General features: G+C 66.8%; 17 protein-coding genes and 1 tRNA gene. 8 read left to right on the top strand and 10 right to left on the bottom strand.

Annotation, left to right across the window (positions count from 1 at the left end; genetic code table 11):
* Positions 1 to 29: 29 nt before the first annotated feature.
* Together EPN98_RS07975 and EPN98_RS07970 are read right to left on the bottom strand one after the other, a co-directional pair.
* A complete protein-coding gene (locus EPN98_RS07975; protein WP_293362145.1) occupies positions 30 to 1,577 on the bottom strand; it encodes a TolC family outer membrane protein in 1,548 nt (515 codons plus the stop codon).
* A gap of 119 nt (positions 1,578 to 1,696) precedes the next feature.
* The gene (locus EPN98_RS07970) at positions 1,697 to 2,260 is read right to left on the bottom strand and encodes a protein-L-isoaspartate O-methyltransferase (protein WP_293362144.1); all 564 of its coding nucleotides are present in this window, start codon (positions 2,258 to 2,260) and stop codon (positions 1,697 to 1,699) included.
* A gap of 172 nt (positions 2,261 to 2,432) precedes the next feature.
* Here EPN98_RS07970 and EPN98_RS07965 point away from each other — a divergent pair.
* Positions 2,433 to 2,506, top strand: a tRNA-Cys gene (locus EPN98_RS07965).
* Positions 2,507 to 3,085: 579 nt separating this feature from the next.
* On the opposite strand, the gene EPN98_RS07960 is transcribed toward EPN98_RS07965, so the two are convergent.
* Positions 3,086 to 3,625: a hypothetical protein gene (locus EPN98_RS07960; RefSeq protein WP_293362143.1), complete on the bottom strand. Its 540-nt coding sequence runs from the start codon at positions 3,623 to 3,625 to the stop codon at positions 3,086 to 3,088.
* Positions 3,626 to 3,880: 255 nt separating this feature from the next.
* Between EPN98_RS07960 and EPN98_RS07955 the strand changes: the two genes are divergently transcribed.
* On the top strand, positions 3,881 to 4,330 hold the full coding sequence (locus EPN98_RS07955; RefSeq protein ID WP_293362142.1) for a hypothetical protein: 450 nt from the start codon (positions 3,881 to 3,883) through the stop codon (positions 4,328 to 4,330).
* Positions 4,331 to 4,564: 234 nt separating this feature from the next.
* Here EPN98_RS07955 and EPN98_RS07950 read toward each other — a convergent pair whose 3' ends face one another.
* Positions 4,565 to 5,383, bottom strand: a complete 819-nt coding sequence (locus tag EPN98_RS07950; RefSeq protein WP_293362141.1) for a glycosyltransferase family 9 protein — start codon at positions 5,381 to 5,383, stop codon at positions 4,565 to 4,567.
* A 365-nt stretch (positions 5,384 to 5,748) separates the two neighbouring features.
* On the opposite strand from EPN98_RS07950, the gene EPN98_RS07945 reads away from it, so the two are divergent.
* Entirely contained in the window at positions 5,749 to 6,423 is a 675-nt protein-coding gene (locus tag EPN98_RS07945; protein WP_293362140.1) for an SOS response-associated peptidase family protein, read from the top strand.
* 585 nt (positions 6,424 to 7,008) lie between these two features.
* Here EPN98_RS07945 and EPN98_RS07940 read toward each other — a convergent pair.
* Positions 7,009 to 7,698 (bottom strand): PEPxxWA-CTERM sorting domain-containing protein, encoded by a 690-nt coding sequence (locus EPN98_RS07940; RefSeq protein ID WP_293362139.1) that lies wholly within the window; start codon positions 7,696 to 7,698, stop codon positions 7,009 to 7,011.
* 214 nt (positions 7,699 to 7,912) lie between these two features.
* Positions 7,913 to 9,583, bottom strand: a complete 1,671-nt coding sequence (locus EPN98_RS07935) for a glycosyltransferase family 4 protein (RefSeq protein ID WP_293362138.1) — start codon at positions 9,581 to 9,583, stop codon at positions 7,913 to 7,915.
* Positions 9,584 to 9,907: 324 nt separating this feature from the next.
* Here EPN98_RS07935 and EPN98_RS07930 point away from each other — a divergent pair, with 324 nt between their 5' ends.
* The 5 genes from EPN98_RS07930 (at position 9,908) to EPN98_RS07910 (ending at position 16,244) form a co-directional block, all read left to right on the top strand.
* Positions 9,908 to 11,317 carry a recombinase family protein gene (locus EPN98_RS07930; RefSeq protein ID WP_293362137.1) on the top strand — a complete coding sequence of 470 codons (1,410 nt, stop codon included), beginning with the start codon at positions 9,908 to 9,910 and terminating at the stop codon, positions 11,315 to 11,317.
* A gap of 355 nt (positions 11,318 to 11,672) precedes the next feature.
* On the top strand, positions 11,673 to 11,999 hold the full coding sequence (locus EPN98_RS07925) for a hypothetical protein (RefSeq protein ID WP_293362136.1): 327 nt from the start codon (positions 11,673 to 11,675) through the stop codon (positions 11,997 to 11,999).
* 86 nt (positions 12,000 to 12,085) lie between these two features.
* Positions 12,086 to 12,877 carry a hypothetical protein gene (locus EPN98_RS07920; protein ID WP_293362135.1) on the top strand — a complete coding sequence of 264 codons (792 nt, stop codon included), beginning with the start codon at positions 12,086 to 12,088 and terminating at the stop codon, positions 12,875 to 12,877.
* 53 nt (positions 12,878 to 12,930) lie between these two features.
* Positions 12,931 to 14,061, top strand: coding sequence for a hypothetical protein (locus EPN98_RS07915; RefSeq protein WP_293362134.1), 1,131 nt, complete (start codon positions 12,931 to 12,933; stop codon positions 14,059 to 14,061).
* The gene (locus EPN98_RS07910; RefSeq protein WP_293362133.1) at positions 14,058 to 16,244 is read left to right on the top strand and encodes a CHAT domain-containing protein; all 2,187 of its coding nucleotides are present in this window, start codon (positions 14,058 to 14,060) and stop codon (positions 16,242 to 16,244) included. The genes EPN98_RS07915 and EPN98_RS07910 overlap by 4 nt, the downstream gene beginning before the upstream one ends.
* Before the next feature lie 1,069 nt (positions 16,245 to 17,313).
* Here EPN98_RS07910 and EPN98_RS07905 read toward each other — a convergent pair.
* From EPN98_RS07905 to EPN98_RS07890, 4 genes are all read right to left on the bottom strand, one after another.
* A complete protein-coding gene (locus tag EPN98_RS07905) occupies positions 17,314 to 18,162 on the bottom strand; it encodes an SH3 domain-containing protein (RefSeq protein WP_293362132.1) in 849 nt (282 codons plus the stop codon).
* 40 nt (positions 18,163 to 18,202) lie between these two features.
* Positions 18,203 to 18,658, bottom strand: coding sequence for a thermonuclease family protein (locus EPN98_RS07900; protein ID WP_293362131.1), 456 nt, complete (start codon positions 18,656 to 18,658; stop codon positions 18,203 to 18,205).
* 413 nt (positions 18,659 to 19,071) lie between these two features.
* Entirely contained in the window at positions 19,072 to 20,013 is a 942-nt protein-coding gene (locus EPN98_RS07895; protein ID WP_293362130.1) for a hypothetical protein, read from the bottom strand.
* Positions 20,010 to 21,263, bottom strand: coding sequence for a hypothetical protein (locus EPN98_RS07890; protein ID WP_293362129.1), 1,254 nt, complete (start codon positions 21,261 to 21,263; stop codon positions 20,010 to 20,012). The genes EPN98_RS07895 and EPN98_RS07890 overlap by 4 nt, the downstream gene beginning before the upstream one ends.
* Between the last annotated feature and the right edge of the window lie 3 nt (positions 21,264 to 21,266).

Genomic DNA, 21,266 nt, shown 5'->3' with positions numbered 1-21,266 from the left:
TCCTTGCAATTTCTGCGGATAGCGAAGCGTCAACGGGGCGCAGGCGCCGCCGGACCGGGCTGCAACCCGGGCGCGATGGTGGTTTCCAACGGCTTTTCGCTCGGTTTGGCCGACGGCCAAGGCGTCGCCAGGCCATCCACGATGCTGACCGGCTCTTCCCAGGGCACCCAGCCCCAGGTGAGTCGCAGCTTCCGGAAGTTCTTGCCGGCGTCGTACTGCGGCGAACTGGGCACCAGGTTGCGGCCTTCCAGACGGCCCATGGTAGCCAGCACGTTGGCGGCGGCCACGTACTCGTCGCGGCGCGACGTGACCTGGTTCAGCTCGGCCTGGCGCAGTTCCTGTTCGGCGTTCAGCACGTCGATGGTGGTGCGCAGGCCCACCTGCTGTTCCTGGCGCGTCCCCTCAGCGGCGATCCGCGCCGCCCGGACCTGCTCCTCGGCCGACGCGATATTGGCGCGCGAGGCGATCAGCTGGCTCCAGAACTGGGTCACACCCTGCATCACGCTGCGGCGCACGCCCTCGACCGTGATCCGGTCGGCATTGTTGCGCTCCACCGCCTGGCGGATGCGCGACGACGCGAGACCGCCGGTGAACAGCGGCACCGTCGCGGTGATCTGCGCGCTGACCGTGCGGCCGAAGTTGTCGCGCGGGTCGTAGGGGTCGATCAGGCCGTTGTGCTGCACCGCGAGGTTCGCCGATACGGTCGGCATGCGCTCCGCGCGGGCGCCCGCCACACGGGCGCGGCTGGCCTGTTCCAGGAACTGCTGAGCGCGCAGCTGAGGGTTCTGCGCCTCGGCGACCTTGTAGGCTTCGTCGGGATCGGTGGGCAGCAGGTAGGCCAACGACGGCTCGGGGGCCAGCTCACCGGGGTTCTGGCCGACGAGTGTCGCATAATTGGCCCGCGTGATCGCGAGCGCGGCGACCGCCTGCTGGTACAGCGCCTGGGCCTGCGAAAGGCGAGCCTGCGATTGGGCGACGTCGGTGCGCGTCACTTCGCCGACGTCGAAGCGGGCCTGCGATTCCTGCAGCTGGCGCGTCAGGACGTTGACGTTCTCCTGGCGGATCCGCAGGGCTTCCTGGTCGCGGCGGGTATCGGAATAGGCGGTGATGACCGAGGCCATGACCTGAGCCTCGATCCGGCGCAGGTTTTCGCGGCCTGCGAGAACGTCGGCGTTGGCGGCATTGACCGCCGCCGCCGTGCGGCCGCCGGTCCACAGGGGCTGGGTGAAGCTCAAACCCGCGGTCCCCCGGTTCGAACGGCGAATGCCGCCGGCGCCGAAGCTGTCGGGTACGCCGTCGCCGGTGAGGTCGACCCCACGGCCGGCGATCGGCGTCTGGGTCTCGGCCCACTGGGCCGTGAACTGGGCGCCGAGGGTGGGCCGCCAGCCCGTGCGGGCCTGCACGTAGCTCTCATCAAGGGCCCGCTGCGTCGCACGCTGGGCCTGGAGGGTCGGGTTGTTCTGATAGGCCAGCGCCAAAGCGTCAGCCAAAGTCTCCGCCGAGGCCGGGACAGCGGCGCCGAGAGCGCCGGCACACACAGTCGCGGCCAACAGGCGGCCACGGAAGTTCATCGACATTCGTTATCCCCGATCTCGCGAGAGACGCAGCCTTATATGCTTCCGTCTGCCGCCTGGACCAAGCTCCGTCACCTTAAGCTTTTTTCACGCCGCCGTTTCGCGGGTGTTTCAAAGCCCAACTAGAAGGCGAAACCATGTTGAGCCTCGAAACCGGCCAGCACGGGCGGGAACGAATCGAAAAGGTCGCGGCGGCCCAAGCCGTCGGCCGCACGCACGATCAGCACGGCCTTGCCCACGGGACCGTCCCGTTCGACCACGCCCAGCCTGCCGTTCATCGCAAGCGCGGCGGCCCATGCGTCGGGCGCGCGGGTCACGGCGCCTTCGCAGACGATGAGATCGTAGCCGTCACCGGGAACCGCCTCGCCGGCCTCGGCGCGGGTCACCTGCCCCCCCAGTTCTTCTATCACCGCCGCCGCATAGGGAGCGCTGATCGCCAACACCTTCTCGCCCGGCATCGGACGCAGCGCCTGCAGCAGCTTGGCCACGTCGCGCGGCTTCAGCAGCCAGCGGCCGGGAGCGTACTCCACCTCGATGTCCGTGTAGGCGAGGTGCGATTTCGTGTCGGGCACGAACCGCTCGCGCGGCAGCGTGCGCATGGCGTCATGGATTCGCACATCCGTGACATCCTGGGTGCGCACCTGGCTTTCCACCATGTTGAGGCGGGCGGCAGCGAAGTCGGCCATCGGGAATCCTTGCGCGGAACGGCATACGTCTTGCGGCGGGTTATAGGCCCGCGCGATGGGAAGGCAATTGCGGCCTAAGGGCCGTTCTGTTAGCAACCCGCCCCTCACCTCTGGAGCATGACAGCCTGCTGTCACGCCCCAAGTCGGTTGGCGGCCCTGACGGGCCTCAGGCGGCCCGATGGCGGAGTGGTGACGCAGCGGACTGCAAATCCGTGCACCCGAGTTCGATTCTCGGTCGGGCCTCCAATTTTTCCCTTGCGAATTCAGCGCCTTGAGGCGGAGCAAGACGCTACCCGGACATAGCATGTTGCGTCGATGTTGCGAAGAATTCCCAAGGGATTTCAACGGCTCCGAAATTGCGTCGGCGGCTCGACGCGACATGCTACGCGACAAGCCCGGCCCTTGTTGGAGGGGCCAGAATGATCCGCACTCGGTCGACGAAATGCCGATACTTCCACCAGAACCTGAGATCGGCGTCCTGATGGATACACCCTCCAGCACGACCTCTTGTGAAAGCTGAGGCATTGGCGGCAATCTGGCCCACCTCGTCGGTGTCGCCGAACAGCCGCTGGTCGTCGCTTTTGATGCGACGCGGGGCTCCAGTATGACGGCACTTCTGAAGCGGCGGGTTGGCCACCTGCACAAGGCGGGCTAGCCACCTCCAAAGGTTTCCATCTCAGCACGCTGAAACTTTTTGCTCGCAAGGCCCTGGGGGGTCGGCTTCTGCAAGAGCGGCGCATATGCCTGGGGCATCAAAGAAGCGCCAGATGCGGCCATCAACCTCGGGGTCTAGCTCCAGGATACGGCCTCAGATGCCCTGACAGCCTAGAACCTGCGCTCCTTTGGGCCGTTTGCCGCCTTGTCGCAAACGCCCCGGAAGCTCCCGAACTGGGCATCGCCCGTCTGGCGATCGATGGACAGGCGGTACTTTCCGCTCAGGATTCCGCCGTACGCCGCTTTACCGCGGATCTGGGCCTCAGTGATCGCCACCTCCGCCAAGTCGTACCAGCCGTCTGGCGACCTCTTGGCGCCGAGGCCGGGGCGAGTGTTGTCGGACGGACGAACCCGGATGGCATCGCCTTGGATCGCGACGCTGAGCCGTGCCGGAACGCGTACGTCGGAGTAGACCGGCGTCGTAGTGGTCTCCGTACGCGTCGACCCGGCGATGACTGCGGCGCGGTGCTGCGCAGAGCCAATCCCCGGATCGACGCCCGGCGTCGTCTTCACCGTCGTGGTCGATCCCGTTTTCTGGACGGCGACATCGGTCCCCTCGCAGCTCAGCATCAGGCCAGCCGAAGTCTCCTGAGCGCCGGCAGCGCCGGCCAGAGCCAAGACCGCAACGATTGCCCCACCGATCCTACGCAAGATGAACTCCCCCTCAGACGGCACAACTGGAACGCGCCTCGTGGGCGCGGTCAACCGTAGTCACGTCCGGTCCTCCATCAACCAGGGTCACTCCACTGTCAGTTGACTGTCTGCATATGTTCGCTGTTCGTTCACGTCATGGCGACCGGCGGCAACGAGCATCAACCTCAAACATGGCAAGGCACATTCCGGGAGATGAAGCGGCTAGGGACGCGCTTGGCGTTCTGCTGCACGGCGCCCAGGTGCAAAGCCTGGGTGGAGCAGGATCTCGCCGCGCTGGCTCGCGAGCTGGGCTGGGACGCCTGCCTCTGGGATGACCGGCCGCCCTGCGCACAGTGCGGCGCCCGCGGCCACTACATGGCCTCCCCGGCCCCGGGCACTCCCTATCGGCCGATGATCACCGGCGACATGAACGACGCCGTCCGCAAGGTCTTCCTGGCTCAGTTTGGCTTCACGAAGCGCGACATCATCCGCATCCGGCTCATGGCCGAGGAGGCCACCGCCAACTTCGCGCCCAGTGCTCTCAACGACCTCGATGTGCCCTATCGCGTGGGCGTCCTTAGTGGCGGCGGCACGAGCGGCGAGGTGCTGGGGAAATGGAAGGGCCGCACGCTGGTCTATTGGCCGATGCACGAGGCCGAGCGAGCGGCGTGGTCCCGAAAGCGTCGTGACGGGCCGAAGCCTGTGCCGGGCTCGAGGCGCTGACATGGGACAGCTCTTCCAGAACCTGAACCGCTCCCTGCGGACGGATCAGGTCCTCAAGGCGCAGTGCGAAGGATGCGATCGCCGTGTGACGTTCGCCCGTCCCGAGGCGGTAAGGCTCTTCGGCTCGGACGCAACGCCGATGGAGATTCGCGCCCGGCTTGTCTGCAGAGTCTGCGGAGGCTCGGCCCGCGTCTGGATTTAGCGCTACCGGGAAGACGGACCCTGGCCGCGTCATCATGCCCGCTCAAGATCCCGGCTGACGACGTCGAGGACGGCATCCCAATCCCCGTCCCGCTGCTGTCGGATGAGCCGCATCTCCGGATACCAAGGCGAGCGGACGCCATCACCCCAACGCCAGTCTAGGCCCTGACGGGACAAGAGGACCCAGCAAGGCTTTCCCATCGCGCCCGCCAGGTGAACGACGGACGTATCTACGGAGACCACCAAGCCCAACTTGGCGACGATCTCTGCGGTCTGCTGGAATGAGCGGGCGCCGGTCGCCGAAGGGTCCAGATCGCGGCCCATCGACAGCAGCCGGGATGCAGCGGACGGCGGCAGGGATCGAAAGGCGTCGTTCAGGTGCGTTGGGCTTCCCGAAGTTTTGACGCCCACGCCCTGCCCCGTCGTGCGGGACATGTAGACGGCCTCAGGCGGCTCGGGGATCCCAAGTCGAAGGGGCAGAGAGCCCATCAGAACCCAATAGTCGGCCGGCGGGGCAGGCGCGTTCACGAAGTACGGGTGACCTGCGTAGCCCAAGCTGCCGAACAGCAACCAGATCGAGGGATGGCACAGGAGCTTGATCGTCGCCCCTCGCGCTGCCAGCTTCGGTAGGTAGCGCGCGAACATCAATTGATCGCCGAAGCCTTGTTCGGCCACGACCATCACCGTTCTACCGCTGACGTCTTCGCCTAGCCATTCCGGGTAGTCGGCCACGGGCTCCAGCGTTGTCGTTCCGGGCATTTGTCGCCGCGCCTCGTAGAGCGGCCACGCCTCCTGAAAGCGCCCCTCGCAGAGTAAGTGCACGGCGCGGCGGTGCTGCTCCTCAAGGTCCATCTCGCTATCCTACCCGGGTAGTGCACGGTCGCGGAACATCCGATGGGCTCAACTGCGACCCCTGCCAAACGAACCCGACCTTACCTGTCTCGGAGGACGCAAAAAGGGTGTCGGGCGCGTCCGTGAGCCGACCTACCAGGTCGATGGATCTGGATCAGGCTGCCACTCCGTGCCTTCCTGAGTCACGACGACCAAGCGGAAGCCCAGGGTGGCGGCCTCGAGAACAAGGCGTCGCCGATCCGCTTCGCTCTCACGGGCCCAGGTCTGCTCGGACACGGTCAAGGCGGGCCTCCTGTCGCTATATCCTGTGGAGATTTCCAGCCCTCCGATGGACTCCCTGCAGGCCGCGCCACAGGGTTCGGAACATGTGCAACCTCTACAGCAACAACGCCAGCCTGCCGGACCTGGTGAGGCAGTTTCAGGAACTGCTAGGCCTCGACTTGGTCTTGTCGGCCGGCGACGCCACGCTGGCGAACCAGCCCTGGGCGACGGAGTCGGTCTGGCCGCGCTACCAGGGCCTCTTCGTCCGGCCGATCGATCCGGCAAATCCTTCCGCGGGCCTGGAGCCGGCCGTGGGCCGGTGGGGCGTCGTGCCGTTCTTCCACAAGGGCCCGGCAAAGGACTGGAAGGCCGCCACGAACAACTGCCGCTCCGAGGAGATGCACGAGAAGGCGACTTTCCGGCAGATCCTCAAAGAGAAGCGCTGCATCATTCCGGCAACCCACTTCGTCGAGCACACGGGACCGAAGGGTCGGATGACAAAGCACGCCATTAGCCCGGCCGATGGCTCACCCCTCTTCCTCGCCGGCCTGTGGGCGCGCCACACATGGCAGGGCGAGACGACCGAGAGCTACACGATGCTGATGCAAGGCGTGACCGACGCCTGTGACATGGTCCGCTTCCATGACCGGCAACCCGTGTTTCTGGACCGCGAGAGCGCGCGGATCTGGCTGGACCTGAGCGCTGACTATCGTAGCGTGCTGAAGCCCCCCGGCAGTCGCGTACTAGCCTTCGATCCGCCCGAGCCAGTGGCCGCGTGAGCCTTCGTGCGGCAGTCTTTGCAGGCCTTGCGGTCGCCTCTCCCGCACTTGCTGATCCCTGCAAGCTGATCCCCGATAAGGGACCTATGCCGGAGGCGCTAGAATCTGGCCGGACGTTCAGCGGGCCTGTCGTCTATGTGGGCGACGGAGACAGCCTGTGCGTGGCGCTAGGCCCTGAACCGCAGCAATGGGCCGAAGTTCGCCTAGCCGACTTCTACGCGCCCGAACTGGCGCACCCGGGCGGCCAAGAAGCAAAGGTAGCGCTGGCCCGCATTGCCAAGGGCCGCAGCGTGAAGTGCTTGGCCCAGCATCGCAGCCATGACCGCGTGGTCGCCAAGTGTAACCTCCAGGGCCGTGAGTTAGGGGCCCTCATGCGAGCCGCGGGGGTGCGTGAAGGTGGATACGGACGATAGCCTCCCAAGCCGTTTCACATATTCCTGCTATGGCCTGGATGACAGGGAACTGTGCTAGGCCCCTCGTCTCTCCCTATCGACAGTCGTCGAACCGCCCCAGAAAGCCATGAGTTTCTGCTAAGCAGATTGGATCTTCAAAGTACGCGCTGCGATCGAACTCGCGGATCGGCGCCTAAAGCGCCCCAGGTCTCATGCCCCGGAAACGGCGATGGCGTAGCCCAGCACCCGCAAGGCCAAACCCCGCGACCATCAGCGCCCACGCACCCGGCTCCGGCACCGCTGTCGGCGGATCGATGGCGTGGATGAATAAATCATCCAGGAAGAACGAACTGGAATTGTTCGGCGCGAACGGCGTCCCGTCCCGCACAGTCACCAGGCGCAGTTCGTCGAACTGCTGGCCGGGCGAGGTCACAAGGAGACCGAAGGCGCGGTACAAGTCGTCGCTTCCGAACGCGCTGAAGTGATTGGCCTGCACCAGATTGCCGCCGCGCAAGGCCTGCCAGTAGATCGCCTGGTTGCTCCGGCCGCGCGCCCACCAGTGAATACCGTCGATCAGGCTGCCATTGGTCATTCGGATCCGCACGTAGTCGCCCGCCCCACCGATCTGAAAGTTGTCGTCGCCGGTCCGCGGCAGAAAGCTGGAAACCTGCGCGATGCCTGACGTGCTTACGAAGGTCACCGCAATGCCATCCTCGACATATGGGACGTTCGCAGGGTTGCTCACCTGCGTGAACCGCTCGAAGCCGGTCTGGTTGGTGGGGTTAGTCACGGGTGTCCCGCTGTCGAACGCGATGATCGCCGCATGAGCCGGCAGAGCGACAGCGGCCGCGAGGACGGCACCCACAAACCTGAGAGTTTGCATCTTCTAGAGTCTCCCCTAACGCCGCCACACTCCTGGCTTGTGATGTGACGCGTCAACGTCGTTCGCGTGTGGCGCGAGAGCCTCCTCGCGCCAAGCTGGCGCCAGACGCCGCATTTTGCGGGACGTATATGAGGCAATGCTCGCCAGCGGGATGGCGTGGCTAGCTCGACAGAACGGTAGTGCTGGTTCCCCCGCACCTGTCCGATGTGCTGACCTAGTGTGCCCCCACCAATCCAGCCTTCACAAGCAACGCCGCCGCTCGTGTGATGAGGGCGAGGTTGGCGTTCAAGCGGGTGGCGGTTTCGGTGAGGGTGGCGGGGCCGGCGGACTCCAGAGCGCCGAAGACGTCTTCGGCCTTCGAGGCGGGGAAGGCGAGGCCGCTGAAGAGGGCGTGGTTGAGCACGACGGTCAGGTCGGCGCGGGTGACGCCGGGCGCGAGCGCGAGGCGGGTCTGGGGCGTGAGGAGCTCGGTGGGGTAGTGGCCGAAAGCGTGGAAGGGATCCAGGCGGGCTGACGACGCGCGGGGCATGCGGCCCAGATGGTCCTGCAAGGCGGGATCGGCGGCGGCGGCGCGTCGGCGTGCGTTCAGATCGGCCCACAGCTCCTGATGCTGATGGAAGACGACTCGCCAGTCGTAGATCGCCCGCGCCCGCGCCCGGCCGGCCTCGCCCATGCGCCGTCGCAGGTCGGGATTGGCGGCGAGCGTCGCGACCGCCTCGGCGACCTGGCCCATGTCGACCGCGGTCGCTGCGGTCGCGGCCCAGCAGTAGGAGTCATAGTTCAGCGTCTGGTTCTCATGGGCGCGCGCGAGCGCCACGCCGGCCCCGCCGTCCGGCGCCCAGGTGCGCACGCGGAAGCCGTCGACGCCGTCCCGGACCGTGTCCTTGTAGCCGTCCCAGTCGGTGACGACGACGGGCAGGGCGGCGGCCATCGCCTCGATCGGCGTGAGGCCGAAGGTTTCCTGGATGCTGTCGGACAGGGAGATGAACAGGTCGGCGGCGGCCCAGCTGTGCTCGCGCCCCACGGGTTGGCGGCCATCGATGACGATGAGCCGGACGTCGGGAGCGAAGTCTCGTGCGCCGTCGCGGAAGGCGGCCTCGATGTCGGCGTTGGGGAACCAGCCGGAGAGGATCAGCGCCAGCCGCTTGCCGCTTCGTTGAGCCGCGAGCTGGAGGCCGCGGAACATGGCGTGCGGGTGAGCTTTGGCGTGGAACACCAGGCGGCCGGTGAACAGGCAGGCCACCTCGTCCGCCTCGAGGGCCAGCGCCGTCCGGGCGGCCGTCCGGGTCGCTTCGCTGAAGACGAAGTCGTCGCAATGGACGCCCAGCGGAATGAGCGGCAGCTGCGGCCCCTGGATCCGCACCTCGGGGCCCAGGCGCCAACGGAGGTAGTCGGCCTCGGCCTCATGAATACGTCGGACGGTCTCGGCGACGGAGGTCGAGGTGCAGATCAGGGCGTCCCAGGGCGCCACGGGTTCGCGCAGGAGGCCGGCGATCTCGTCCATCGCGCCGTGGGTGGCGGTGGTGTGGGTCACGCCGCAGAACGAGAAGGCGGTGAGCCCGACGCGCTGACGCATCTTGGCGTGGGACGCGACCGTCGCGTCGGCCAGGAACAGGACGCCGACGTCGGCGACCCGGTGAAGATGCTCTGTGTGGATCCACTCGACCGTCGCCGTCGGGTCGATCTTGCGTACGATCGCCTTGAACCCCTCAGCGGCCCGGTTCGTGCCGGTGAACGCGTGGACGGGATTGTCGCCCCGGGCCTGGACGGCGGCGCGGAGGAAGCCGTGGCCCGCCGCCTGGCGTCCCATGAGCTGGATCTTGGCCATGTCGTAGCCGTCGGGCTCGGCGCGCATGACCGCCATCGTCGATGAAGCTTCGGACACGGACACCTTGGACGTCGTCTGGAGGTTGGGGATCAATGCGATGAAGCGCAGGTGCGGGCAAGCATGCGACCGTTCCTGACGTATACTGTATTTAAGATACAGCCATGACGCAGCACCGAGAACATTCATCCCCTCCCCCCGCCACGCTGTCGCTGAAGATCGGCACTTGGCTCGAAGCAAAGGCCAGTGGCTGGGCCGTCCTCGTCCTAGCGGGCGCCCTTGCGGGCGTCGGCCTGGCCGCCCTCGCCTTCGGGCCCTGACGCACGGCGCGGAACGCGAGGCGCACGCTCGAGGTTGTTTCAGCAGTTGACCTTGGAGGCGTGGATGGCAGGCGCAGGGACGAGGCGCGCAGCGCAGTACCTGCGCATGTCAGCGGAGCACCAGCGCTACTCGCTGGAGAGCCAGACCCGAGCTATCGCGGCCTATGCGCAAGCCTGTGACCTCGACGTGGTGAAGAGCTACGTCGACGCTGGCGTGAGCGGACTGGAATTCGAGACCCGCGGCGGCCTCAAGCAGCTCCTCGCCGACATTGTCAGCGGGTCGGCGGCCTTCGAGGTGGTCCTGGTGCTCGATGTCAGTAGATGGGGACGCTTCCAGGATCCGGACGAGGCCGCGCACTACGAGTTCATCTGCCGGTCCTACGGCGTCCAGGTCACCTATTGCGCTGAGGCGTTCGGCGACGAAGCGAGCCTCGCGGCCAGCATCATGAAGCAGATCAAGCGGGCGATGGCTGCCGAGTATCTGGGGGAGCTGTCCGCCAAGGTTATCCGGGCCCAGAGAGGGGTCGCACTGCAGGGATATTGGCGGGGCGGCGCCGCGCCTTACGGCTTTCGCCGCCAGATGGTCCGCTTCGACGGTAAGGCCGGCGCTGTGATGGAGCCCGGCGAGCGGAAGGCGCTCCACGGCCATCGCAGCAAGCTGGTACGGGGACCCGAGATTGAGGTCGCGACGGTGCGTCGGATCTTCGCCGACTATGCGACCCGGCGCCTGAAAGCCACGGACATTGCGCGTCGTCTAAACTTGGAAGGGGTGACAGGACCGAGTGGTCGCACTTGGGCTCCTTGGGGCGTCCGCGCACTGATCGCCAACGAGGCCTATGTCGGGACGCTGGTGCTGAATCGGCGGCGCGCAAGGCTGCGGAAATCCCAGGCGCAGCCGAAGGAAGATTGGGTCCGGGTCCATGACGCCTGTCCCCCGCTGGTGTCGAAGGGCCTGTTTGCCAAAGCCCAGGCCCGACGGGCGGAATACCACTCCGGCCGAGGGGTCCCAGACGAAGCGCTGATCGAAGAACTTCGCACCATCATTGGGCAGCACGGCCGCCTGGACATGGAGCTGATCGCATCCACGCCTGGGGTTCACAGCGTGCACATCATCCGCAGGCGTTTCGGCAGCCTTACGGCGGCCTATGAGCTGGCAGGTTGGCGGCTTTCGTATCGGCAGCGCACCTCGCGGGCGCGCGTCAAGGCGCCGGGGGAGAAGTGGGCCCGGAAGTCCGCAATGTCGGATGCGGAACTCATCGCGCGTTTGAAGGCGCTGTTGGCGCGGGAGGGGCGACTGACGTCGCGCCTCATTCACGAGGACAGCGAGCTTCCCAGCCCGACGACGTGCCTGGCCAGGCTGGGAGGTGCGGCGCAGCTCTACACCGTGATTGGCTATACCCCCGTGGGACGGCAGAAGAACATCATGAAGGCTTGGGATGCTCGGCGTAGGACCGCGACCGACAAGGTCCGGTAGATGCGGGCGACCGTCCGCTGGAATATCGCCTTCTGGTAAGGGATCGACTGAACGGCTAGCGTTCAGCGAGCGTCAGCGTTGCGCCAGTAGCTGAAGTTGGGCTCCAGCCGGAGAGCAGCCATTCAATGGCCTCAGATTCCCCAGCCATGTACGGCAAAGCTTGGCTTGGCAGACTCCATACGCTCTCCTGCATCGCCCTCGCCTCGCTCTCGCACCAGCTCCGGCTTGGCGTCTCCAAGACAAAGGTTGTTATCATGGGCGGCACAATCACAGGCGAGCTACCCGCGTGAAGGCTTTGTCCGAGGGTGACCAAGTCCAGAACATCCTTCAACTCAGTGACTTTCGACAGCACTGGATGGACAGCCCAGAGAACCCCGAGAACAACCGGGCGAACGACCGCGTCGTGTACCCTGTGCGCGTCGACTATGAGATTCGGCTCGGCGGCCGCACGATCGCGTTCGAGACCATCTTCCGGGTCACCGTGGGGTCAGGACCTGGAGACGGTACGATCGACCTCGACGAGACGAGCCGCATCTCCGTCGAAGATCTCCAACGACCGTTCCCGCTGGCCTCCCAGATCTCCAAGTTCGACGAGAATGCAAGTGCGCTCATGATCACCGGCACGTCCAAACACGGCATGCGCGACCGGGTGGCGATCAGCCCCACGATTGCAGCGACCTGACCCCGGGCGGGACCCGCCCGGCCACGGTCGGCAACGGCGCCCAGTTCGGAGAGCTTCGTTCTTGCAATCGCCCAATGGCTCATTCCATGGTTGAGTTTCAACGGGGCGCGGAATGGGGGGAGGTGGTGCAGCTTAATCTTCGCTACGTGCGCGAGATGCGTGAGCACTTCGGCTATTCGGCCACCTGGTTGCCGACGATCGCTCTTCGCCTCGGGGACGTCGGACGACTGACCGGCGGGGGCTATGAGCCACTAGGGTCCCTTGCGGACTTCGGCATCGGCTTTGAGACCAGGACCGGCGTCGCGTATGCTGAGCTCAGCTACGTCTCCTCCAACGCCGTAACCTTCACTGCCAAGGCGGCCGGTGCGACGCCGGCGGCAGGCTCGGCGCTCGCGCATGGCGACGCTGGGATCCAACTCAGCTTCGCTGAGAAGCAGGCTGTGTTCTTCCAGGCCGCTCAGTGCAAAACGTCCGAGATCGCACCGCTACTCGTCCTAGAGCAGCAGATCGTGGCCGCAGCGGAGAAAGGCGACTGGAAGAAGGACTATGTCGTCGTGACGGAGGTTGTCGAAGCGCAAGCAGCGACGATCGTCATTTCCTCCTCGGGGAATGCTCTTATCGAGTTGAAGGCGAAGGCCGGCGCGTCGCTGGCGCCAGCGACGATGGTGGATCTGAGCGCAGACCTCTCCATCGCTCAGTCGCGAGACATCGGCACGCAACTGGTCGCTCAGGGCGGTTTGGCTCCGCTGTTCCGCGCGCGATCCCTCCACAACCGGCTCATGGCGCGCCCGACGTTGAAAGCGCGCGATGTGTCAAACGCCGCGTCCCCGAAGATCGAGACCACCCGACTTCGTCTAGCCGACTATGGCGACGCATAGGGCTGGCCGTGCACCCCTACCTCATGCTTTCACACCTCTTGGACGACTTGCCCTTGGCGCAAGCGGCCAAGCCCCTACACGTGGCCCCGGATCGGGCGATCCACGGCGCACAGGCGGCCGTGTCGAGCGGCCGAGATCTCGATCAGGCGCTGGCAGCCGTTGAAGAACAGATCCGCGCCGCGCGCCAAGCGCTCCGCGGCGTTTACCTGGATGCGGTCGAACTGACCGCAAGACGCGATAGAGACCCGCAGGCGCGACTTCAGCACATGCTCGGCACACTGCACATCTGCGCTGCCCTGCTTTGTCGGAGCCAAGGCGATGAGCACCAGGCTCACGAACATTGGGTTCGCGCAGTCGCCACGGGAACCACTGACCCGAGTCCGCGGCAGTATCTGGTCGAATCCTACCTGGCCCGCGGCCGCCCCCTGGATGCGCTGAGCCAGCTTGAGATGATGGGCAATGGGCGACACGACGCTTTGAGCCTGCTCATGTTCGGTCGCGACATGCGGGTTGAGGGCCACCTGGATGTGGCTGACTTGGCGGATGCGCGCGCGATCGCGGCCGATCCATCCGGGCTCGTCGGTGACGTCGTCGCCGCGGCTCGGACGCGATACCCCACGGCCGCGCCGAGCGCCGAGGCTACGCCGAGCATCCTTCAACGGATTTCAAGAGCGTTCACCCAAGGCAATCGCGGCGCCGACCTGATGGAACTCCGAGCTCTTGTGGGCGCCATGCCGCGCTCCGCTGACGCTTGGTTCGAACTCGCCGCCCTAATCCAGATCGGCGATCGCGCCATTGATGGCTCCGTGATCCACGACGCCGTCCAAGAACTCGTCGCCTCGCAGACCCTCGATGATGACCGCCTCAAGGCGCTGGACCAAGCCGGCAAGGGCTACGAGTTCGCGTTCGGATTGGCCCCTTACGACGCCAAGCATCTCCTAGCGCTTGCAGTAACCTATGCCTTGCTGGAGCGGTGGACCGACGCTCTCGAGTTGCTGAACGGCTACCGGCAAGCGGCACCGAAGCAAGCCCTCGGCCATGCGCTCTTTGCGATCGTCGCCCGCCTAGCGGATGAGGACGCGGCCGCCGAGGCCGCCCTCGATCAAGCTCGAGCCATTGATCCCAACAACCCGCTTGTCGGCCTCGCTCGGCAGGCCGGCCAAGCGCGCGATTTGTCGACATGACGCGGCAAGGCGCTCCTGGCGAACTGGTGGCGGAGCTGGGCCGCCTTGGTGTCCAGGGCCTTGACGCCATGGTCCTCAAGGCGTCGTCGACAACCACCATACGCTTGGCCCCGGAAGCCATCCTTCTCCCCCGGCCGTTCTTTGAGGCATTCGTCGCGCGCCAGGGTTTGGACCGCGAACTGCTGGCGACCGGCCTCAAGGCTGCGGCTGAGATCCTGCAGCCCTACGGACCGAGTATCTCGTTGGCTGAGACCTACCTATCGTACCTCCGCTGCACCCGTGGCGACACCTCCCCTGAGGAAGCGATCGATCTCGTGGTTCAGGCCGCCATGATGCTTCGCGCCGTTGGTGCCGAACATCGGGTCGGGCGCGCCTACCTGGAACTCGCGGTGACCCTCAAGGCGGCCGGTGTGGACTATGATGCTCTCGCCGCGCTCGACCACGCCGTCCAACGCGGGCACCAGTTTAACGATCCAGCCCTGCTCCTCGCGGCCCACTACGAGCGCGGTACGATCTGTCGACGGATCGGCTTACCGATTAGCGCCTTGGAAGCCTTTGCCACCGCTCGAGAGTTCGTCGCCCCAAGCGACGTCGCGCCAGAGTGGACTGAGCGGCTCTATGCCGAGGAAGCTGCCTGCGACCTCACGCTTGGCCGCAACGCTGAGGCTGAGGCCATCCTCGCGTCCTGGATCGAATCCGGCGCTAGCACCCATCGCCCATATCTGATGCGTGGCGACCTACGAGCCCAGTCTGGCGATCGGAGCGCGTCCCTCGAAGACTACATCGAAGGCTGTCTCCTGGCCGGACGCACTATCCGCGGCGCTGCGTCAGACCGTTTTCGGCGATCGGACGCGCGGCAAGCGCAGGAGATCTTTCAGGCGGGGATCGTCGCGGCGGTCGCTGCCGATGCATCGGCGACCGCCTTCGGCCTCTCAGAACTGTTCCTGGCCGGCCCGGCGGCATTCCAGCCCGACAGCGTCGCGGGCGCTGCGCCGGCTTCACCATCGATGCCTGAGACGCGCCTTGACCCCCTCATATTGAAGGCCCAGGAGGCGACGGACCGCGGGGACGAACAAGATCTTGCCGCCATCCAGAACGAGGCGGAATGGCTGTTAGGGCATGCTGATGTGCTCCGCTCGCGGCGCGCCGAAGCTCCAATCTCGCGCAGTGTCCTCCTCAAATGGTGCGAACGGGTTCAGGGCTCGTTGCCCCCCGACACGGCGCTTCTGGAGTACGCGGAAGCTGGCGGACAGATGGTGGTCTTCTGCCTGACGCCCTCAAAGATCTACGCCCACCAGACTGAGGTTTCGGCGCTGGAAATCGGGCTGCTGGCGACCGCAGCACAGCATGAGATCCTCGGCCGATTTCCGACCGACGCACTCGCGCAACTCGGTCGCCACCTGCTCGATCCACTAACAGAGACGCTGCACCAGGTGCGTGCTCTGCGTATCATCACGTCGCAAGTCCTGGCGGGCGTCTCGTTCGCCGCGATGCCACTGAATGGCCAGCCCCTCATCGCCACCCATAGCGTCGGCTACGCCCTTTCCGCGCAGCGGATCTCTGGGTCACCGCGCGCGACTGTCACACACGAGCAGCGGTGGCAGGGCATTGGCTGCCCTCACCCACGCTACGCATTGGCCCAGCCTCTGGCGTTTGTCGAACCCGAATTGCGCCAGGTGGCTCAGCAGTTCGCGGCGCCAAATCTGAAGCTCGGCGACGCCGCCACCGCTGACGCCTTGCTCAGCGCTCTGCGTGAGAGCGACATCTTGCATCTCGCCTGTCATGGCGTGTTCGTTCCCGAAGCGCCCCTCTTGTCTCACCTGCTCCTGGCAGACCGTCCGGTCTTCGCCTTTGAGCTCTTGCACGCACGACATGCGCCCCCGTTGGTCGTGCTTAGCGCCTGCGAAACGGCACGCGCGCGGCCCGAGTTGGGAGGTCATGTACAAAGCCTCTCCGCGGCCTTCCTCGCGAGCGGAGCTGAAGCGGTGTTGGGCGCGTTCTGGCAACTCGACGACCAAGCCGCCGCGGCGATCATGGACGGCATGTACCAGGCTTCCATGCCGTCTCCGGGTCAGTCGATCCAAGAGGCGCTCGCCCTGGCTCAGCGTAAGATCCGCCACCAAGACCCACACCCCTACGCCTGGGCGTCCCTGGGTGTTTTCAGCGGAGGCAACCGCTCGTGACCAGCATCAGCGCAAGACCACTGGACGTCCCGCTGCGCCTACGCCCTCCCGCCCGGCTACGAAGGCAGGCGCCCAGGCAAGGGCGCTCTGAGGGGGCGGACGAAGCCGCCGTCGGGGGCGCCGAACTCGAGGCGCGGTTTGCCACCCCGGTCGCCGTTGCGGACCCTACGACAGGGCTCGTCCTCGCCCGTTGCGGGCTGCAGCTGCGCGTCGACCCGCGCTATGAGATCAGTTGGATGCGGATCCAGTTCGAGATGTCGGACTCCGAAGTCTTAGCGCAGTTCCCTACGACTGTTAGCCGGCCGGCCGCTTACGCGGGCCGCCTGGGTGTTGACGCCAACGGCGCGATCACGCGCCGACCGGCCTTCGACGACCTGGCGGAGAAGGCTTATCAACCGTTCATAGTCGCTCACGCGCCTCGACCATGCGCCGTCAGTTGGGACTTTCTACCCGCCCCAGGGCTGACGCCGTCGTGCGAGAGCCTACTCTTCACGACCCGAGCGAACCCAGCCGGTTTGGCGCTGACCGCCACTCTGATGCTGGGGGTTGGCCTACCGGACAGTAGTCCGGACTACTTCGAACTCACCGACGACCTCGTGGTCCGCTGACGGCAGCTGCGCAGCGCTATGCCGGGATAGCGCCTATTCTGTTGAAAAGTCGGCCAAGCCGATTTGCCCCTCGATTTTGAGCAATGCAGTTGCTCGCCGCCGGCGCCAAAATAGTTCACTGAAAGGTCCTCGAGCTGGGCGAGATTATGCCTCACTCAAAGGCCGCTGGCCTGCAGCATCCGATCAAGCGGACGGCTGCATGGGTGTGTCGTCATCGCGGAAACTCCGACAGGGCTGGGTTTTGGGCCCGCCTCGCTGCAGGCGGCCTCGCTCTACCTCTTCGACCCGCCTTTCTGGACGCCCTCTACGACCGCTACATCGTCCCGACCCCCGGCAATGTCTATCGGGACGGCGTCGCCGGCGCCTCAGGCCGCATTCGTTGGGACAACCCCACCGTGCGCCGCTGCTGCTGATCGGCGGCGGGAGGACCTGATCGCGGACGCCGGGATGACGCGCGCCATCTACGCGAAGCAGAAGCGCGCGCCCTCGGTGACGGAACTGAGGATCTTCGAAGGCCGCTCGCACTGGACCTGTATCGATCCGGGCTGGGAGACCGTGGCTGACTTTGCCCTGGAGTGGGCGCTGGACCACGCCCGCGACGTGGTCCAGCCCAGGCGCGCAGCGGCTTGAGAAGTGCGCCAGAGACGCCCTATCGGGGAGGGAACCCAGTCTCTGCAGTACGGCGAAGTCTCCAATGCGCCAGGGAAGTCAGCGTCCTCCTTCCGCGATGCGCCATAAGCCGACATTGGTTTCGGGTCGAGGAGCGGACGTTCAGTTTCTCTCGTTCCTAGGGGCCGCGAGGAGTTCACTCCGTATCCAACATCCCCGGCAATGACCTTGGACCATCCGCCGCTCTCTTCGACGACTCGCACGGGGTCACCGCGGGAGAATGTCATGACGATCTTCGCGCCTGCGGCGGCCTCGGCCCGGCAGTTTACGCGGGCGCGGTCGACGGTGGCGGAGCGAAGGCCCGGCCGGCCCGCCACTGTGCCGATGACGGCTAAAGCGGCGACGACCGCGAGGACGAGGAGCAACGCGCCGAGGCAACCGCCTCGGCGCTTCGGCCCCTCAGCGGTCGGGGCGTTCGCCAGCGCGGGCGCCGGCGTCGCCACCAGCGCCTGCTCGTTACGCGCGAGCCATGCCTCGTAAGCGTCGTGCTCGGAAATGCCCGACTTGCGGGCCTTGCGACGGATGTAGCGCATCTGCGCCCGCGACGGTCCCCACACGCCGGTCTGGTCGTGATGGGCCTTCTGCAGTCCGAAGGTCACGAGCATCGCGAGGACGGCCAGAATGCCAAAAGCGATCGCCACTAGGCGGCCCGCCGCTTCGGACGCCCCCGAGGGTCTCGCGCTAGCGGCACGAGAGCTCTCCGTAGCGGACGATGGCGACGCCAGCTTTGACCTGGGCGCAAGAGAGGTCTTCGCCCCTCGCAGTGCATAACGCCACGGAGCGGCCATAGACGTCGATATCGACTTCGCGGCACGCCACAGGGCTACCTCCGATGAGCCGCTTCAAATGCTCGGTGCTCGCGAAGGGGTCACCGGGGGTGCATTCGCGGCCCGTCCGGCAGTGGCCCGGCATCTCCGGCGCATCGATCGACGCAAGCCGCACGCGCTGGCGGCCACAGCGCAGGGTGTCGCCGTCCACCACTGCGACGCTCTCGCAAGCGAACTGCCGCCCGCCGTCGGTTGCTGGCGCCGGCGCTTCCGCCGGCGTTGGCGCTGCGGCATGGCGTACGCGCGGACCACGCTCGAAGACCACGAACATCACGACGAGGAAGCCGAGGCAGGCCAGGCCGAGGACCAAGCGCTCGCCCAGCCCGAGCCCGGTTCTTACGCTGGTCGGCGGAGCAGATGGGCCGCGTACGCGGCGTGCGCGGCGTGACATGGGTCAGGCGTCCGGGGAGACGCGGCGCGGGAGCAGGCGCTGCAGGAGGCGGGCGAACCACCCGGACGGACGCGGTTCGACAGACGCGTCCGGCCGAGCGGAGGGGGCGTGCGTGATCGGCGGAGGCGTCGCCGTCGGCGTCAGCATCGCCGGACGCGACGGCTGCGGGGCCACGACAGGCGAGGCCGGCCGCGTGGCCGCCAAGGCCGGCCCCGGCATCTCGATCCCAGGTTCGAGGTTGGGCGGAGCGGTCGGCGCCACGACGAGCGCTGGGCGCCGGCGCGCGACCGCCCGCCGAAGGCGCTCGAGGTTGGCGTCTAGCTCGTCGCCGCTCATCGGCGCGCGTCCCTGCGGGCGGGCGCAGGCGTCTCGGCCGTCGCCTCCTGCGTGGACTTGCGCAGCCGGATCTCGATCCGCCGGCGGCGCTGGTCGCCGCCGCGGGCGGCCCCATCGGCCATGTGGTCAACCGGCACGATCATCTGGCCTCCGGACAGGGGCAGGATGGTGACGCCCTTAAGCCGCGGGTCGGCCCGCAGGATGCGGACCACCGAGACCGCCCGGGCGATCGCCAGGCCGGCGTTGTCTGTCGACCGCAGTCCGGCCATCGGGAAGCGGTTGCGGGAGGCGGCGATCAGGCTGGCGTCGAGGTTGCTCTCGCCCGACATCGGCACCTCGTCGGTGTGTCCGATGACTTCGATGACGTCGACGTCGTAGTCCGCCACGCTGCGCGCCAGCATCGGGATGATCTCGCGCCGCAGGTTCGCTTCGAACTCCGGCCGCAGCGTCGCCTTGCCGCTGTCGAAGTAGTAGCCGCCGGCCTCGCTGAGGCTGAAGAACGGCGGCCATTGGCCCTTCTTGGACTTGCCGGCCGTCGCCATCGCCTGCCGCACGAACCGTTCCGGATTGTCGATCCCGGCCTTGTCGGCCGCCTCGCGGACGCTGCGCCCGAGATCGGCGTCGGCGACCAGCGCCTTACCGCCCGCTTCCAGGCCGGCCGCCTCCACGGCCTGCCGCGTCTCGATCGCGCGCGTGAGTTCCTTGAAGTACTCCTCCTCGGTCTTGGCTTTCGGATAGGCCCGCTGCACCGCCTCCACGAGGCGAGACGCGCCGCCGCTGTCGAGCAGGCGGATCTGGCTGTCGCGCTTCTGCAGCGCGGCCGCAAGCGCCATCAGCAGGACGAAGATCAGGAGGATCATGATCTCAGCCATGGTCAGACCGAGGACGAGGCCGCGCCGATAACTCTTGTCCTGCCGTAGGTCGACCTGGTTGGTCACGCGACCTCAGACTCCAGGCGGTTCGCGAGGCGGCCGGTCATCTCGACCAGGGCCGCATGCACCTTGGCGACGTTCTCGCGGGAGCGACCAAGCTCGGCCTCCAGCGCACGGTTGTGACCTTGGGCTAGCGCTAGGCTCTCGGCGGTCCGCGCCGCGAGGTCCGCCGCGGCGTCGCGCTGGGCGGCGACGGTGGCCTGCAGGGTCGTGCTCAGCTCACCCAACGCCCGCTCGAGCGACACGCGCGCTTCGGCGACAACGGCCTCAGGCGCGGCCCGCACTTCGGCCAGGCGCGCGGCCACGAGGCGGTCGAAGCGGCCCGCGGTCTCATCCAGCGCGCGCACGTTCTCCACCAGTTGGACGGCGGCATCGCGCAGATCGCGGCTGCTGGCTTGGGCCTCGGCCTGGAGGCGATTGAGCTCGCCGGCCTGCTCGGCTTGGGCCTGCATCGCGGCGCGGGTGACGCTCGCCGCGTCGTTGAGCGCGGCCAGGCCCGCAGAGATACCGTCGGTGGCGGCGGCCGCCTTGCCGAGCGCCTCGGCTTGCCGCTCGATGCCGGCCACGACCTTCTCGGTGGCGGCGGACATGCGCTTGGCCTTGGCCAGCGCTTCGGTGTTCTGCTCCGCCAGGGCCGCGTTGGCCTCGGCCGACGCCGCGCGGATCGCCGCATCCGACGCCTCCCGCGCCGTGTTCAGACTGCGCACCACCTCGACGCTGAGCTCTTCGAGCGACTGGCGGGTCTGGCGGCCGAAGTCGTTGAAGCTCACGACCATGCTCGACAGCTCGGCCTTCAGCCGGCCGGCCGCGTCCGCCAGCTCGATCCGCGCGGTGTCTTCGGTCTGCACCAAGTCCGGCCGGCTCTGGTGGAAGAACACCCGCAGCACCAAGCCCATCACGGTGGTCGAAAGCGCGATCCCGAAGCCCTGGACGATGGTGGTGGCGGTGTCGGCGGGGTCGAAAGTGAAGATGGCGTAGGAGAGGCTGATCAAGGTGTAGACCAGGCCCAGGTAGTAGCAGTTGTCGCCGGCCTGGTCGGCGCGCAGCCGTCCGCTGCCCGAGCGCTGCACGACCAGCGCGTAGGCGGTCATCGCCGCCACGGCGCCCGCCGCCACCACTGCGGCGTTGGCCTGCAGGCTTTTGGCGAGCAGGATCAGGACGGCGCCGCCGAACGCGAAGCTAAGGAAGCCCCATCGGTCGATCAGGCCGCGTTCGGCGAGGCGGTCGACAAAGCCGGTCGGGTGCGACTGAGACATGGA

Origin of the sequence: Phenylobacterium sp., from assembly GCF_004299445.1 — a bacterium.
In the GTDB taxonomy this organism is placed as follows: Bacteria; Pseudomonadota; Alphaproteobacteria; order Caulobacterales; family Caulobacteraceae; genus Phenylobacterium.
Note: the sequence above shows the minus strand (reverse complement) of the source record. Positions and strands in the feature narration are given on the sequence as shown.